Genomic DNA, 16,737 nt, shown 5'->3' with positions numbered 1-16,737 from the left:
CTTATCCTCTTTTCCATCTTGTACCTTGAGCGGTATCTTCTAAAATAATATTACGTCCTTTTAAATCATCGCGAATTTGATCAGATAGTGCGAAGTCACGATTTTGACGAGCTTCAATACGCTTTTGGATTAGTGCTTCAATTTCTTCATCAAGCAACTCTTCTTGTGCTAATTCTAATCCTAAAATACTAAATAATGTTTCAAGTTGTTTTACATAAGCTTCAATTACAACTTTAGAAGTATGTTCTTCTAACAAATATTGATTTGCGTGATTTGCTACGTTATATAATTCAGTAATCGCATTAGCCGTATTGAAATCATCATCCATCGCTTCTTCGAATGCAACCTGGAACTTTTCCATTTCAGCTAACCATTTTTCATTATGGTCCGTTAAATCCGTACTACTTTCCATACGATGCTTTAAGTTACCGTAAGCTGTTTTAATTCTTTCTAGTCCATTATTAGTACTTTGCAATAAATCCTCGCTAAAGTTAATTGGGTGACGGTAATGTACCGATAGCATAAAGAACCTGATTAACTGTGGATCATATTGTTTAATGATATCGTGAACTAAAATGAAGTTTCCAAGCGACTTAGACATCTTCTCGTTATTAATATTAATATATCCGTTATGCATCCAATAACGTGCAAATGTTTTTCCTGTCAACGCCTCAGACTGCGCAATTTCATTTTCATGATGAGGAAACGCTAAATCTTGACCACCAGCATGAATATCAATTGTATCCCCTAAATATTTACGCGCCATTGCTGAGCATTCAATATGCCACCCTGGGCGTCCTTTCCCCCAAGGGCTTTCCCAGAAGATTTCCCCTTCTTTCGCAGCTTTCCATAAAGCAAAATCAAGAGGGTCTTGTTTCTTTTCTCCTACTTCAATACGTGCACCGTGACGTAAGTCTGCAATCGGTTGATGTGATAATTTACCGTAACCTTCGAATTCTTTCGTTTTAAAGTACACATCACCTTCTGATTCATATGCATACCCTTTATTCACAAGTTCTTGAATAAATTCAATAATGATATCCATATTTTCCGTTACACGTGGATGAACCGTTGCATGTTTGCAACCTAGTGCCGTTACATCTTCAAAGTAAGCTTCAACAAAACGATCTGCAATTGTTGGCACATCTTCACCTAATTCGTTTGCCGCCTTAATTAATTTATCATCCACGTCAGTAAAGTTAGATACATACTGCACATCATATCCTTTATATTCTAAGTAACGGCGTACTGTATCAAACACCATAGGTGGTCTTGCATTCCCAATGTGAATGTAGTTATACACTGTAGGTCCGCACACATACATCTTTACCTTATTTTCTTCTAATGGCATAAACTCTTCTTTTTGACGCGTTAACGTATTATAAATGTGAATAGTCATTTTTATCCTTCCTTCCTACCTTTACTTCGAGTTGCTTTCTCAATTTATCAAGTTCTACTTCCATAACCTTTAATTTATCAAAAATCGGATCCGGAAGATCAGAATGATTTAATTCTTGACCAATCTTTACTCCATTTTGAATAACGACTCGGCCAGGTATACCTACAACTGTAGAATGCGCAGGAACTTCCTTTAACACGACAGATCCTGCTCCAATTTTAGAATTCTCTCCAATAGTAATAGATCCTAGTACTTTAGCACCTGTTGCAATTAATACATTATCCTGAATTGTAGGGTGCCTCTTTCCTTTTTCTTTACCTGTACCACCTAATGTGACACCTTGATAAATTGTTACGTTTTCGCCAATTTCACACGTTTCTCCAATTACAACCCCCATTCCATGATCAATGAAAAAACGACGACCAATAGTTGCTCCTGGATGAATCTCAATGCCAGTAAAAAAACGACTAACTTGCGAAATCCAACGTGCCATAAAGAAAAAATCCCTTTTATAAAAAGCATGTGCAATTCGATGGGCCCAAACTGCATGTAATCCAGAGTAAGTTAAAATGACTTCGAAATAACTTCTTGCCGCTGGATCCTGTTCAAAAACGACTTCAATATCTTCCCGAAGCCTCTTAAACATCGATGTTCCCTCCCCTTTATGGGCTGCTTTTTTCGAGTGAACTAACTCCCCACTTCCCCCTAAATCTTTATACAAGGGGATAAAACTTATACTCACACCATTTACATGGTATAAAAAAAAGACGCCTCTGTCATATAGACAGAGACGCCTTTTAAGCGCGGTTCCACTCTGTTTAGGCTAAAGAAGCCTCAAACTCATCCATGATAACGGTTTACACCGCTTCTGTTTACTTTGCGCCCTAAGACGTTCCGCGAAATACTTCGCTGTTCAACAGAAGACTCGAAGGGGCATTTCAAAAATCCGCTTATAAACCACTTCCAGCCTAAGGGTGGTTCTCTCTGTAAAAAGCCTGATTTTCTACTTCTCCTTCTCGTCGCTTTTCCTTATTAGATTTTAGATATACTTATTATATTGCTAAACCTAGAAAATGTTAACCAATTACTTTTTGAATACGATTTAAAACTTTTTCTTTTCCAAGAAGAGCAATAGCGTTAGGAAGCTCTGGACCATGTGTTTGTCCAGTAGTAGCAACACGGATTGGCATAAATAGGTTTTTACCTTTATGTCCTGTTTCTTTTTGAACTGCTTTAATAGCCGCCTTAACTGCCGCTGGCTCCATTGCTTCTAAAGCTTCTAATTGATCGGCAAATGCACGAAGTACTTCAGGTACTTGTTCACCTTTCAATACTTCTTGTCCCTCTTCTTCATGATCAACATGATCTTTAAAGAACATTTCAGAAAGCTCTACAATTTCAGCTCCAAAGCTCATTTGGTCATGATATAAAGCAATTACATCACGAACCCACGCTTGTTCTTGTTCGCTTAAGTTTTCACCTACGCGACCCGCCTTCACTAAATGCGGTAAGCTTAGTTCAACAACCGTATCTAAATCTTGTTTTTTCATATATTGGTTGTTCATCCATTTTAGTTTTTGGGAATCAAATAATGCAGGTGATTTTGATAAACGAGCTGCATCAAACATTTTGATAAACTCATCTTGAGAGAAGACTTCTTCTTCACCTACTGGTGACCAACCTAGTAATGCAATAAAGTTAAAGATTGCTTCTGGAAGATATCCAAGCTCTTTATATTGCTCAATAAATTGAATAATAGATTCGTCACGCTTACTTAGCTTTTTACGGCTTTCGTTTACAATTAAAGTCATATGACCGAACTTCGGGATATCCCAACCGAAAGCTTCATAAATCATCATTTGTTTTGGCGTGTTTGAAATATGATCATCACCACGAAGTACGTGTGTAATCTCCATTAAGTGATCATCTACCGCTACCGCAAAGTTATAAGTTGGAATTCCATCTTTTTTCACGATAACGAAATCACCAAAATCATTTGAATGGAATGCAACTTCATCTTTTACGAGATCTTTAAACGTGTAGTCGCTATCAGCCGGCACACGGAAGCGAATACTTGGAATACGGCCTTCAGCCTCAAATCCTTTAATTTGCTCCTCAGTTAAATCACGGTGGTTTCCTGCATAACGCGGTGTTTCACCACGAGCGATTTGACCTTCACGCTCTGCTTCTAGCTCTTCTTCTGTCATATAACATTTGTAAGCTAAATCACGCTCTAATAAATCTTTATATAATTTTTTATAAATATCTAAACGCTCTGTTTGACGATATGGTCCAAATTCACCACCAACATCAACACCTTCATCCCAGTCCATACCGAGCCATTTCAAGTATTTTAATTGGCTTTCTTCTCCACCAGCAACATTACGTTTCACATCAGTATCTTCAATACGAATAATAAACTTACCATCTTGATGACGAGCAAATAAATAATTAAATAATGCCGTACGCGCATTTCCGATATGTAAGTGTCCTGTTGGACTTGGCGCATAGCGCACTCTCACTTGCTTTTCCATAGTTGGTACACCTTCCAATCTTAATGTCAACACATTCTATAATTGTACACCAAAAAAACGTGATTATCCATCTTACGAATTAAAAACCACTATTTTTTCTGTAATAAAACAACCGCTTGAGAAGCAATCCCTTCTTCTCTACCTGTAAATCCTAATTTTTCTGTTGTTGTTGCCTTTACATTAATATTATCAATAGACGTTTCTAATAGTTCACTAATGCGTTTACGCATGCTTTCAATATGCGGTGCCATTTTTGGCTTTTGGGCAATAATTGTACAATCTAGGTTCCCTAGCTCATAACCTTGTTCACGCACAAATTCCCAAACCTTTTGTAACAATACAGCTGAATCCGCATCTTTAAAGGCAGGATCTGTATCGGGAAAATGTTTTCCAATATCTCCTGCTGCAATTGCTCCTAGACATGCGTCAGCAATCGTATGTAACAATACATCTGCATCCGAGTGACCGATTAATCCTTTTTCATGAGGAATTGTAATTCCACCGATAATTAACGGTCTACCTTCCGCAAATTCATGTACATCAAAACCTTGTCCAATTCGAAACATTCTTTACATCCTCCTCAATCTAAACTACTTTATGAATTCTATATTATATTGCTATCTCTATAAAGAAAAGCCCGGCAACTGCCGAGCTTTTCTTTACTATAATACCATCACTTCTATTTTTTCTGAACATGAAGGAAACTTTCAGCAATTAGTAAATCCTCTGGAGTCGTCACTTTAATATTATAGTAACTCCCCTCTACTACGCCTACTTTCTTCCCTACACGTTCTACGAGACTCGCGTCATCTGTACCAAGAAAACAACTTTGCTTTGCACTTCTATGAGCTTCTAATAAAAGAGGAACAGAAAATCCTTGCGGTGTTTGAACCGCTTTAAGCTGAGAACGTTCTACCGTTTCAACAACAACACCCTGTTCTACTTTCTTAATGGTATCCTTCACTGGCACCGCACAAATGGAAGCACCATATTTCTCTGCTGCAGTTAATACATCTTGCATCATCTTATTCGTTACGAACGGGCGCGCACCATCGTGTACGAGAACATATTCAACACCACTCACATACTGAAGCGCATTATACACACTATCTTGTCTTTCGGCCCCGCCTTGAATAAATTGCACCTGCTTTTCAACCGGGTACTTCTGCATTAACTCCTCAAAATAAGGGCGTTCCTCTTCGTTAATTGCCATGATAATACGTTTACATGCTTTATCTTTTTCAAAAGCACGTAATGTATGCACAATGATAGGTACTCCATTTATAAGTAAGAACAACTTGTTTTTGCCAGCACCCATCCGTTTCCCTTGACCCGCTGCTGGAATAATTAACGTATACATATTAATAATCCTCTACTTATAATGCTTTTTCTAATAATTTACGTTTTGCGAAAATCATACGACCTGCCGATGTTTGCAACACACTTGTAACTAGTACATTAAGTTGCGAACCGACATATTCTCTACCGTCTTCTACTACAATCATCGTGCCATCATCTAAATATGCCACACCTTGATTTTGTTCTTTACCATCTTTCACAACATAAACACTTAATTCTTCGCCAGGGAGTACGACTGGTTTAATTGCATTTGCTAAATCGTTAATGTTTAATACTGTTACTCCTTGTAATTCAGAAACTTTGTTTAAGTTGAAATCATTTGTTACAACAGTTCCACCAGTGATTTTAGCTAACTTTACAAGCTTGCTATCCACCTCTTGGATATCCTCAAAATCGCCTTCATAAATTTCCACCGGAATTGGTAGCTCTTTTTGAATACGATTTAAAATGTCTAATCCTCTGCGACCACGATTACGCTTTAAAGCATCAGAAGAATCGGCAATATGCTGAAGCTCTTCTAATACGAATTGTGGAATCACAATTGTTCCTTCTAAAAACTTCGTTTGGCAAATATCCGCAATACGTCCATCAATAATTACGCTTGTATCGAGAATTTTCCAATGAGTTGTAGATTTTTCTACCTCTACCTCTTCGTTCTCGCTATTGTTTTTCTTCTTACCTCCACGCTGGGGTAATGTAAATAATCCTAGCAATTCATTTCTCTTTTTAAATCCTACTTGGAATCCTAAATAACCAAGTAAAAGAGTAAAGAACACTTGTAATACTGTACTAATGACTGGAATCGTAAATTCACGAATTGGTATCAAAATTAAATATGCAACAATAAGACCAGAGATCAACCCTAATGTACCAAATAAAACATCCGCTACCGGTGCCTTTACAAGGGCTTCTTCGATATGTTTAATAAGTTGAACAATATAATCCACAAGCCAAAATGTTGTTAAAAATAAAATAATTGCACCAATAATTGCACGAACGTACGATCCCTCAAGCAAAGGAACAGCACCAACGTCCAATACATTAATAACTTTTGGGATTAGAAAAATCCCTAACGCTCCCCCGATCACTAAAAAGAAGAGCTGTACGATCCTTTTTAACATCCAACCACCTCCTACTCATTATTAACCATTGTTTTGCTAATCAAAACGCCGAATGCAAAAGCGGACGTGTTTTTTTGTAAATAGTTTTATTTACCAATATACCATATCATATAACAAAAATGTTCTAGTGTCGTTATATTATGGAATCAATGTAATATTCTTAATTGTGTCTACTCATATAGAGATGCTCTTGAATTCTTTTTAGGCCCTCTCGTATTTTCTTCGCCCTAACTTCCCCAATTCCTTCCACATCATCCAATTCATTAATAGTTGCACGACAAACACCTTGCAATGTTTTAAATCGATTAATTAAATTTTCAATGATAAGTGGTGGAACACGAGAAATTTTGCTTGCGATTCGGTATCCCCTCGGTGTCACGCTTTCTTCTAAGCTCATTTGCCCTGGATAGCCGAGCAATTTAACTAAATCGCTATCCTCTAAAAGCTGTGTATTTGCAAGATCTTGTAACTTTTTCAAAATTTGATGGTGATCCTGCGTTTTTTCTTGATAATAATCCTTAATTAATAACGCTGCCTCTGCTTCTAAGTCGGCTAGTAATTCTGTAAGTTGTAAACGAATTAATCTTCCTTCCGTTCCTAACTCATGAATGTAGCTCACTATTTCATTTTTAATACGCAGTACCATTTCAACACTATGTAAAACGTGAACTACCTCGGACATTGTAACGACCTCTTCAAATTCTAGAATGCCCAAATTCGTAATCCCATCATTCCATACAGCTTTATATTTTTCTAACGTTTGAATAGCTTGGTTTGCCTTTGTTAAAATTACACCTATATCTTTTAGTGTATAACGTAAGTTCCCTTGATATAGTGTAATTACGTTACGTCTTTGTGAAATAGCCACAACAAGGCTAGCCGTCTGCTTTGCTACACGCTCTGCCGTTCGGTGACGCATACCTGTTTCAATAGAATCAATGGATGGATCTGGAACTAATTGTGCATTTGCAATTAAAATTTTGCTCCCAGTTTCATTTAAAATAAGTGCCCCATCCATTTTTGCTAATTCATATAAACTAGCCGGCGAGAATGCACAATTAATGTGAAATCCTCCATCAACAATACTTTTAATCTGCTCATTATACCCAAGAACAATTAGCCCTCCAGTTTGCGCACGAAGTACGTTATCTATCCCTTCGCGTAGTGGTGTTCCTGGGGCAACAAGCTGTAGAATATTAATCATACTTTTGACACGTTGCTTGTTTTCCTCCATAGCCTAGCCTCCTAATGTCAAACGAAGCGCTTCTCCTAAATTAGAAACACCTACTACCTCAATCCCATCTGGAATTGTCCATCCTCCCAAATTTTTTCTAGGAATAATAGCACGTTGAAATCCTAATTTCGCTGCTTCTTGTACACGTTGTTCAATTCTTGATACTCTTCTTATTTCTCCAGTTAGGCCTACTTCTCCTATTACCGCATCGGCTGGTGCAGTAGCTTTATCTCTGAAACTTGAAGCAATACTTAAGGCGACAGCTAAATCGATTGCTGGTTCATCTAATTTCAAGCCACCCGCAACTTTTAAATATGCGTCTTGATTTTGCAACAATAAACCTGTTCTTTTTTCTAGCACTGCCATAATAAGTGAAACGCGGTTATGATCAATTCCCGTCGCCATTCTTCGAGGATTTCCAAAACTAGTAGGGGAGATTAATGCTTGTATTTCTACTAAAACCGGCCTTGTTCCTTCCATTGAAGCAACCACTGTGGATCCTGCAACTCCAACTGGACGTTCCTCAAGGAAAATTTCAGAAGGATTTAGTACTTCTGCAAGACCTAGTTCCTTCATTTCAAAGATACCCATTTCATTTGTGGAACCAAAACGGTTCTTCACAGCTCGCAAAATACGATATGTATGGTGACGATCTCCTTCAAAGTAAAGAACTGCATCAACCATATGTTCTAGCATACGTGGTCCTGCAATTGCCCCTTCTTTTGTCACATGTCCGACGATAAAAATAGGAATCCCTTTCGTCTTTGCAAGTTTCATTAATTCCGCTGTACATTCACGTACTTGCGTTACACTCCCTGGGGCTGACGTCACTTCAGGTAAATGTATCGTCTGGATGGAGTCAATAACAACAAAAGCTGGATTCATCTCCTCAATGTGCGCTGCAATTCTCTGTAAATCAGTCTCTGCTACAACAAATAGATTACTACCCTTTACATGCAAACGATCTGCACGAAGTTTGATCTGCTTTGCTGACTCCTCACCTGATATGTATAGTACATCATATAAAGAATCTGCTAATTGCGATGAAATTTGTAATAACAATGTTGATTTCCCAATCCCAGGGTCTCCACCAATAAGTACTAAAGATCCATCTACAATCCCGCCACCAAGTACACGGTTAAACTCTTGAAATTTCGTTTCAATACGCGCCTCAGACTTTGTTTCTACCTCTGTTAAGCGTCTTGGTTTTGTTACTTCTGATTGAATTGCATTGGCATAATTAAGGCGTCTTGATGATACAACTGGTTCCATCTCTTCAACAAGCGTATTCCATTGACCACATCCAGGACATTTCCCCATATATTTTGGCGACTGATAACCACATTCTTGACATGTAAATTTTGTTTTCTTTTTAGCCATATCTTTTATAGTTCACTTCACTTTCATCTACAAACGTTTATCCTTCTCGTACAAGAAAGAGGGCTATCGCGTAGCCCTCTTTGTTTGTCTATACTTATTTTACCTTTTCCGCACTATGAATGACAAATGATTCTCCTTCTATATCAAAGATAACTTTTTGTCCTTTCTCAATAGCACCTTTTAACAGTTCTTCTGATAGTCTATCTTCTACATGTTTTTGAATTGCTCTACGAAGCGGACGAGCACCGTACTCTCGATCAAATCCTTTATCAGCAATTGCTGAAATTGCTCCTTCTGTTAAGTGCAATTCAATCTCTTGTTCTTTTAAGCGATTCACTAACTGATTCACCATAAGAGTTACAATTTCTTGAATATGTTTTTTCTCAAGCATATGGAACACGATAATTTCATCAATACGGTTTAAGAATTCTGGACGAAATGCTTTTTTCAATTCATCCATTACTTTACCTTTCATATCTGAATAATCGCGGCTCTCATCTTGTACGTTAAATCCAAGATGTTTATTACGTTTTAATGCGTCTGCACCAACATTAGACGTCATAATAACAATTGTATTACGGAAATCAACTGTACGTCCTTTAGAATCTGTTAAACGGCCATCTTCTAATACTTGTAGTAAAATATTAAACACATCAGGATGAGCTTTCTCTACTTCATCTAATAAGACAACTGAATATGGCTTACGACGAACTTTCTCTGTTAATTGTCCACCTTCTTCATATCCAACATATCCTGGAGGAGATCCAACTAAACGAGAAGTAGAATGCTTTTCCATGTACTCAGACATATCGATGCGGATCATTGCATCCTCATCACCGAACATAGATTCTGCTAATGCCCTTGCTAGTTCTGTTTTACCTACACCAGTAGGTCCTAGGAAAATAAATGAGCCAATTGGACGTTTCGGATCTTTTAATCCCGCTCTCGCACGACGAACAGCTTTTGCCACAGCTACAACTGCTTCATCCTGCCCAATTAAACGATCATGTAAAATTGATTCCAAGTTTAATAATTTATCTGTCTCTGTTTGTGCAAGTTTAGAAACTGGAATACGTGTCCATGTGGAAACGACATTTGCAATATCTTCTACTGTTACTTCTGAGTTTTCTTGTCCTTGTTTCTCTTTCCACTGACGCTTTGTATCTTCTAACTTTTCACGTAAACGTTGTTCCATATCACGTAAGGAAGCAGCTTTTTCAAATTCTTGGCTTTGTACAGCTGCATCTTTTTCTTTTCTAATTTCCTCAAGCTTCACTTCAAGCTCTTTTAAGTTTGGCGGTGTTGTATAAGAACGTAAGCGCACTTTTGATGCAGCCTCATCAATTAAATCGATTGCTTTATCAGGTAAAAAACGGTCTGTAATGTAACGATCTGAAAGTTTTACAGCCGCATCGATTGCATCATCTGTAATAGATACGCGGTGATGCGCCTCATAACGATCACGTAAACCTTTTAAAATTTGAACTGATTCTTCTAAGTTTGGTTCATCAACATGAATTGGTTGGAAACGTCTTTCTAATGCCGCATCCTTTTCAATATATTTACGATATTCGTCTAAAGTTGTTGCACCAATACATTGTAATTCACCACGTGCTAAAGATGGTTTTAAAATATTCGATGCATCAATTGCACCTTCCGCCCCTCCTGCACCAATTAACGTATGAAGCTCATCAATAAATAGAATGATGTTACCAGCTTGGCGAATCTCATCCATCACTTTCTTTAAACGATCCTCAAATTCACCACGATATTTTGTTCCAGCAACAACTGTACCCATATCTAATGTCATAACACGCTTATCTCTTAAAGTTTCAGGAACTTCATTATTTACAATTTGCTGTGCTAATCCTTCCGCAATTGCTGTCTTACCTACACCAGGTTCTCCAATTAATACTGGATTGTTTTTTGTTCTACGGCTTAACACTTCAATTACACGTTGAATTTCTTTACTACGTCCAATAACAGGATCTAAACGATTTTCACGTGCAACAACTGTTAAATCACGTGCTAGACTGTCAAGTGTAGGTGTATTCGCATTTGTTGATGAACCACCCTGGTGACCTGAACTAGCTTCATTACTTCCAAGGAGTTGTAACACTTGTTGTCTTGCTTTATTTAGGCTTACACCTAAATTATTTAAAACGCGTGCTGCTACACCTTCACCTTCACGGATTAAACCAAGTAAAATATGTTCTGTTCCAACGTAGGAATGGCCTAGCTTACGAGCCTCGTCCATAGACAACTCAATAACTTTTTTAGCACGAGGTGTGTAATGTACTGTTTGAGAAGCTTCCGTTCCACGTCCAATTAATGCTTCTACCTCTTTTTGAACTTTCTCTGGACTTAATCCAAGAGCAATTAACGCTTTTGCTGCAATTCCTTCACCTTCGCGTACAAGCCCAAGTAAAATATGTTCTGTTCCAATATTATTATGCCCAATGCGAATTGCTTCCTCTTGAGATAAAGCTAATACTTTCTGTGCTCGTTCTGTAAATCTTCCAAACATCATAGAAATCGCCTCCTACTTGCGCTTAATTTTGTTCAATTCGTAATCGCTCACGGATTAAGGTTGCTCTTCGATAATCTCTTTCTTCTGGTCCTAAAGGTCCTCCTGCATATTGTTGCAAAATGCCTGGCTGAGTAAGAACCATTAACTCAGTTAAAATATTTCTCGATATACCTTGTATATATCCTAAGTCAATACCAAGCCGTACATCTGATAAGCAAGTGGCTGCTTCTGCAGATTGAATTAAACGACTGTTAGCTAGTATTCCGTAAGAACGATATACCTTATCTTCAAGCTCAATGCTTGAATTTTGTACAATTAATTCTCTAGCCGTTTTTTCTTGATGGATGATTTGTTGAATGACACTCTTTAAATCTGCAATAATATCTTCTTCTGATTTCCCTAGTGTCATTTGATTTGACACTTGAAATATATTACCTAACGCTTCGCTACCTTCACCGTATATTCCTCTTACTACTAACCCTAATTTTTGAATTACTTGTATAATACGGTAAATTCTTTTCGTTAAAACCAGTCCCGGCAAATGAATCATTACCGAAGCCCTTAATCCTGTACCGACGTTAGTGGGACAACTCGTAATATATCCAAGCGATTCATCAAAAGCATATTCAACCTGCTCCTCGATCCAATTATCTATTTGATTGGCACTTTGAAGCGCCTCTGATAACTGTAAACCTGAAAATAGGCACTGAATCCTAACATGATCCTCTTCATTAAGCATGATACTTATATGTTCACTTTCTGATAGTAGGCATGCTCCGTATTCTGTTCCTGCAAGATTTGGACTAATTAAATGCTTCTCAACTAAAACTCTCCTTTGAAGAGGATTTAATTCATTCATTTTTAATAGTTCAAACTCCCCAAAAGGTTCTACAGGTTTTTTTATAAACTTCTTCTTAAATAACTCATGAATCTGCTTAGCTTCTTCCTCGTTTTGCATAGTAGAGAATTGATATTTTTTAAAATTACGAGCCAAACGAATTCGACTACTTAAAACAATATCAGAATCAGGGCCATCTCCCTTCATCCATGGACTAATCGCTTCATTCATGATTCTGTCCAGTGACATAGAACTATTCCCCCTCTCTATGCTCACTAAGCTGATTTACAAGACCTCGAATTTTATCTCGTACTTCAGCCGCTTTCTCAAATTCCTCTTTCTGTACATATTGTTTCAGATTGAGTTTTAGTTCATCTAATTCTTTCTTTAAGTAGATATTTCCTTCTATACGTTCAGGAATTTTTCCACAATGATCCGTATGCCCACCGTGAAGACGTTTTAACAATGGTTTTAAATGCCCCTTAAATGTATCGTAACAAGAAGCACATCCAAAGCGTCCCACTTTTGTAAATTGTTCATATGTCATCTTACAATTCGGACATCTTGATATATTTGTATTTGAAAATGCATCTTGCCCTTCTTCAAGCATTACTGGTTCACTATGCAATAATCCGGCTAATAGGTCATGGAATGAAAAATTAGACTGCGGTGATTGAAAGAAAGACGTATAGCCACTTTGTTCTGCACATTGCTCGCAAAGATGAACTTCCGCCTTTTTTCCGTTGATTACTTTTGTATAATGTAAAGTTGCTGGTCTTATATTACAGTTTTGACAAGTCATCGCTATCCCCCACCTTTACAACAGGAACGATCTATCTCATGATACTTTTCATACATTACTAGATTGTTCTCTTTCCTTAATCCATTTAGTAAAAGCACATGTCATCTTTCAAAATCCCTACAATATTAAACTGCATTATCTTAGCTATCATTCTTAACAAAAGTTATATTTATTTATATTTCAGTGTTCTTAACATTGCGCATAATATTCGAGCCCTAAGTTCATCTCGAGAAGGAACATCCATTAATAATACAGAACGATCTAGTACGCTTAACATAAGTTTAGCTTCACGATTTGTTATAATTCCTTCTTCTATTAAACGTATAATCATACTTTCAGCATTTCCTTGTGCAACGCTATGATCAATCATATGAAGCATTTGATCAATAATGTCTATATCATCATGCAGTTTGACTTTTATAATGCGAATGTAACCTCCTCCACCTCGTTTACTTTCTACTACAAATCCTCTTTCTAACGTAAAACGGGTATTGATTACATAGTTGATTTGAGACGGCACACAATCGAATCGATCAGCGACCTCATTCCTCTTGATTTCAATCGCATTATTATTGCTTAAGTCAATAACTTGCTTTAGATATTTCTCAATGATATCAGATATATTTCTCATTTATCCGCCACCTTTATTGACTTTGACTATCTTTGACTTTAATTATATACGTATTAAAAAAATTTGCAACTCTTTTGCTTATTCACTATCCTAGCCACATTTCCCTGTCTTTAATCAAAAGGACGATTCTTTAAGTAAAGATTTTTTAAATTACTATGAATTGTAAAAAGAAACACAAAAAAACACAAGTCAAAAGACTTGTGTTTTTATCTTGCTTGGCGACGTCCTACTCTCACAGGGACAAGGTCCCAACTACCATCGGCGCTAGAGAGCTTAACTTCCGTGTTCGGTATGGGAACGGGTGTGACCTCTCTGCCATCATCACCAAACTATGAAGGTATATTCCTTCAAAACTAGATAACATTTGCTTCATATTATATGGTTAAGTCCTCGATCTATTAGTATTCGTCAGCTCCACATGTCACCATGCTTCCACCTCGAACCTATCAACCTGATCATCTTTCAGGGATCTTACTAGCTTACGCTATGGGAAATCTCATCTTGAGGGGGCTTCATGCTTAGATGCTTTCAGCACTTATCCCTTCCGCACATAGCTACCCAGCTATGCCCTTGGCAGAACAACTGGTACACCAGCGGTGCGTCCATCCCGGTCCTCTCGTACTAAGGACAGCTCCTCTCAAATTTCCTGCGCCCACGACGGATAGGGACCGAACTGTCTCACGACGTTCTGAACCCAGCTCGCGTACCGCTTTAATGGGCGAACAGCCCAACCCTTGGGACCGACTACAGCCCCAGGATGCGATGAGCCGACATCGAGGTGCCAAACCTCCCCGTCGATGTGGACTCTTGGGGGAGATAAGCCTGTTATCCCCGGGGTAGCTTTTATCCGTTGAGCGATGGCCCTTCCATGCGGAACCACCGGATCACTAAGCCCGACTTTCGTCCCTGCTCGACTTGTAGGTCTCGCAGTCAAGCTCCCTTATGCCTTTGCACTCTACGAATGATTTCCAACCATTCTGAGGGAACCTTTGGGCGCCTCCGTTACACTTTAGGAGGCGACCGCCCCAGTCAAACTGCCCACCTGACACTGTCTCCCGGGTCGATAAGACCCGTAGGTTAGAATTTCAATACAGTCAGGGCGGTATCCCACCAGCGCCTCCACCGAAGCTAGCGCTCCGGTTTCAATGGCTCCCGCCTATCCTGTACAAACTGTACCAAAATTCAATATCAGGCTACAGTAAAGCTCCACGGGGTCTTTCCGTCCTGTCGCGGGTAACCTGCATCTTCACAGGTACTATAATTTCACCGAGTCTCTGGTTGAGACAGTGCCCAAATCGTTACACCTTTCGTGCGGGTCGGAACTTACCCGACAAGGAATTTCGCTACCTTAGGACCGTTATAGTTACGGCCGCCGTTTACTGGGGCTTCAGTTCAGAGCTTCGCTTACGCTAACCCCTCTCCTTAACCTTCCAGCACCGGGCAGGTGTCAGCCCCTATACTTCGCCTTACGGCTTCGCAGAGACCTGTGTTTTTGCTAAACAGTCGCTTGGGCCTATTCACTGCGGCTTTCCGTTAAGAAAGCACCCCTTCTCCCGAAGTTACGGGGTCATTTTGCCGAGTTCCTTAACCAGAGTTCTCTCGCACACCTTAGGATTCTCTCCTCGCCTACCTGTGTCGGTTTGCGGTACAGGCACCTTTTATCTCGCTAGAAGCTTTTCTTGGCAGCGGGGAATCAAAGACTTCGCTCCATAAGGAGCTTCCCCATCACAGCTCAGCCTTCACGATAAGCGGATTTGCCTACTTATCAGCCTAACTGCTTGGACGTGCACAACCAATCGCACGCTTCTTCTATCCTTCTGCGTCCCTCCATTGCTCAAACGATAAAGAGGTGGTACAGGAATATCAACCTGTTGTCCATCGCCTACGCCTGTCGGCCTCGGCTTAGGTCCTGACTAACCCTGAGCGGACGAGCCTTCCTCAGGAAACCTTAGGCATTCGGTGGACGGGATTCTCACCCGTCTTTCGCTACTCATACCGGCATTCTCACTTCTAAGCGCTCCACCAGTCCTTCCGGTCTGACTTCACTGCACTTAGAACGCTCCCCTACCACTGATACCATTGGTATCAATTCGCAGCTTCGGTGGTGTATTTAGCCCCGGTACATTTTCGGCGCAGAGTCACTCGACTAGTGAGCTATTACGCACTCTTTAAATGGTGGCTGCTTCTGAGCCAACATCCTAGTTGTCTAAGCAACTCCACATCCTTTTCCACTTAATACACACTTTGGGACCTTAGCTGGCGATCTGGGCTGTTTCCCTCTTGACTACGGATCTTATCACTCGCAGTCTGACTCCTAAGGATAAGTCATTGGCATTCGGAGTTTGACTGAATTCGGTAATCCGATGAGGACCCCTAGTTCAATCAGTGCTCTACCTCCAAGACTCTTACACTTAAGGCTAGCCCTAAAGCTATTTCGGGGAGAACCAGCTATCTCCAGGTTCGATTGGAATTTCTCCGCTACCCACACCTCATCCCCGCACTTTTCAACGTGCGTGGGTTCGGGCCTCCATTCAGTGTTACCTGAACTTCACCCTGGACATGGGTAGATCACCTGGTTTCGGGTCTACGACCACGTACTAAACGCCCTATTCAGACTCGCTTTCGCTGCGGCTCCGCCTCTTCAGCTTAACCTCGCACGGGATCGTAACTCGCCGGTTCATTCTACAAAAGGCACGCCATCACCCATTAACGGGCTCTGACTATTTGTAGGCACACGGTTTCAGGATCTCTTTCACTCCCCTTCCGGGGTGCTTTTCACCTTTCCCTCACGGTACTGGTTCACTATCGATCACTAGGGAGTATTTAGCCTTGGGAGATGGTCCTCCCAGATTCCGACGGAATTTCACGTGTTCCGCCGTACTCAGGATACATTCAAGAGAGAACGAAGT

At 39.5% G+C, this 16,737-nt stretch carries 12 protein-coding genes, 2 rRNA genes and 1 other annotated feature (1 of these 15 only partly in view); all 14 genes read right to left on the bottom strand.

Annotated elements, in window-relative coordinates:
* Position 1: 1 nt before the first annotated feature.
* Positions 2-1,399, bottom strand: a complete 1,398-nt coding sequence (gene cysS, locus MKX37_RS00565) for a cysteine--tRNA ligase (RefSeq protein WP_002091500.1) — start codon at positions 1,397-1,399, stop codon at positions 2-4.
* On the bottom strand, positions 1,380-2,045 hold the full coding sequence (cysE, locus tag MKX37_RS00560; RefSeq protein ID WP_002169329.1) for a serine O-acetyltransferase: 666 nt from the start codon (positions 2,043-2,045) through the stop codon (positions 1,380-1,382). The genes cysS and cysE overlap by 20 nt, the downstream gene beginning before the upstream one ends.
* A gap of 137 nt (positions 2,046-2,182) precedes the next feature.
* Positions 2,183-2,428, bottom strand: a binding site (T-box leader).
* Between the two features lie 47 nt (positions 2,429-2,475).
* Positions 2,476-3,933 carry a glutamate--tRNA ligase gene (gltX, locus tag MKX37_RS00555; RefSeq protein ID WP_002091496.1) on the bottom strand — a complete coding sequence of 486 codons (1,458 nt, stop codon included), beginning with the start codon at positions 3,931-3,933 and terminating at the stop codon, positions 2,476-2,478.
* Positions 3,934-4,022: 89 nt separating this feature from the next.
* On the bottom strand, positions 4,023-4,499 hold the full coding sequence (gene ispF / locus MKX37_RS00550) for a 2-C-methyl-D-erythritol 2,4-cyclodiphosphate synthase (protein ID WP_000488386.1): 477 nt from the start codon (positions 4,497-4,499) through the stop codon (positions 4,023-4,025).
* A 113-nt stretch (positions 4,500-4,612) separates the two neighbouring features.
* Positions 4,613-5,293, bottom strand: a complete 681-nt coding sequence (gene ispD, locus MKX37_RS00545) for a 2-C-methyl-D-erythritol 4-phosphate cytidylyltransferase (RefSeq protein WP_002009811.1) — start codon at positions 5,291-5,293, stop codon at positions 4,613-4,615.
* A 16-nt stretch (positions 5,294-5,309) separates the two neighbouring features.
* Positions 5,310-6,413: a PIN/TRAM domain-containing protein gene (locus tag MKX37_RS00540; RefSeq protein WP_002063406.1), complete on the bottom strand. Its 1,104-nt coding sequence runs from the start codon at positions 6,411-6,413 to the stop codon at positions 5,310-5,312.
* A 160-nt stretch (positions 6,414-6,573) separates the two neighbouring features.
* Positions 6,574-7,647 (bottom strand): DNA integrity scanning diadenylate cyclase DisA, encoded by a 1,074-nt coding sequence (gene disA / locus MKX37_RS00535; protein ID WP_000392162.1) that lies wholly within the window; start codon positions 7,645-7,647, stop codon positions 6,574-6,576.
* Between the two features lie 3 nt (positions 7,648-7,650).
* Positions 7,651-9,027 carry a DNA repair protein RadA gene (gene radA / locus MKX37_RS00530; protein WP_002169331.1) on the bottom strand — a complete coding sequence of 459 codons (1,377 nt, stop codon included), beginning with the start codon at positions 9,025-9,027 and terminating at the stop codon, positions 7,651-7,653.
* A 94-nt stretch (positions 9,028-9,121) separates the two neighbouring features.
* Positions 9,122-11,557 (bottom strand): ATP-dependent protease ATP-binding subunit ClpC, encoded by a 2,436-nt coding sequence (clpC, locus tag MKX37_RS00525; RefSeq protein WP_002063405.1) that lies wholly within the window; start codon positions 11,555-11,557, stop codon positions 9,122-9,124.
* Between the two features lie 22 nt (positions 11,558-11,579).
* Entirely contained in the window at positions 11,580-12,644 is a 1,065-nt protein-coding gene (locus MKX37_RS00520; protein WP_078422333.1) for a protein arginine kinase, read from the bottom strand.
* Positions 12,645-12,648: 4 nt separating this feature from the next.
* Positions 12,649-13,197, bottom strand: a complete 549-nt coding sequence (locus tag MKX37_RS00515; protein ID WP_078422332.1) for a UvrB/UvrC motif-containing protein — start codon at positions 13,195-13,197, stop codon at positions 12,649-12,651.
* Positions 13,198-13,366: 169 nt separating this feature from the next.
* Entirely contained in the window at positions 13,367-13,828 is a 462-nt protein-coding gene (ctsR, locus tag MKX37_RS00510; RefSeq protein ID WP_002029353.1) for a transcriptional regulator CtsR, read from the bottom strand.
* Positions 13,829-14,041: 213 nt separating this feature from the next.
* Positions 14,042-14,157, bottom strand: a 5S ribosomal RNA gene (gene rrf, locus MKX37_RS00505).
* A gap of 49 nt (positions 14,158-14,206) precedes the next feature.
* Positions 14,207-16,737 (bottom strand): 23S ribosomal RNA (locus MKX37_RS00500); it runs 390 nt beyond the window's last position.

Source organism: Bacillus sp. FSL R5-0709 (assembly GCF_038004785.1).
Taxonomy (GTDB): Bacteria; Bacillota; Bacilli; order Bacillales; family Bacillaceae_G; genus Bacillus_A; species Bacillus_A mycoides.
This window is presented reverse-complemented; position numbering and strand designations above follow the sequence as displayed.

Bases quoted from the DNA above. Each gene is read 5' to 3' on its own strand.
- ispD (WP_002009811.1), bottom strand. From the start codon at position 5,293: ATGTATACGTTAATTATTCCAGCAGCGGGTCAAGGGAAACGGATGGGT.
- cysE (WP_002169329.1), bottom strand. From the start codon at position 2,045: ATGTTTAAGAGGCTTCGGGAAGATATTGAAGTCGTTTTTGAACAGGAT.
- gltX (WP_002091496.1), bottom strand. From the start codon at position 3,933: ATGGAAAAGCAAGTGAGAGTGCGCTATGCGCCAAGTCCAACAGGACAC.
- ispF (WP_000488386.1), bottom strand. From the start codon at position 4,499: ATGTTTCGAATTGGACAAGGTTTTGATGTACATGAATTTGCGGAAGGT.
- MKX37_RS00540 (WP_002063406.1), bottom strand. From the start codon at position 6,413: ATGTTAAAAAGGATCGTACAGCTCTTCTTTTTAGTGATCGGGGGAGCG.
- MKX37_RS00515 (WP_078422332.1), bottom strand. From the start codon at position 13,197: ATGACTTGTCAAAACTGTAATATAAGACCAGCAACTTTACATTATACA.
- ctsR (WP_002029353.1), bottom strand. From the start codon at position 13,828: ATGAGAAATATATCTGATATCATTGAGAAATATCTAAAGCAAGTTATT.
- clpC (WP_002063405.1), bottom strand. From the start codon at position 11,557: ATGATGTTTGGAAGATTTACAGAACGAGCACAGAAAGTATTAGCTTTA.
- cysS (WP_002091500.1), bottom strand. From the start codon at position 1,399: ATGACTATTCACATTTATAATACGTTAACGCGTCAAAAAGAAGAGTTT.
- disA (WP_000392162.1), bottom strand. From the start codon at position 7,647: ATGGAGGAAAACAAGCAACGTGTCAAAAGTATGATTAATATTCTACAG.
- radA (WP_002169331.1), bottom strand. From the start codon at position 9,027: ATGGCTAAAAAGAAAACAAAATTTACATGTCAAGAATGTGGTTATCAG.
- MKX37_RS00520 (WP_078422333.1), bottom strand. From the start codon at position 12,644: ATGTCACTGGACAGAATCATGAATGAAGCGATTAGTCCATGGATGAAG.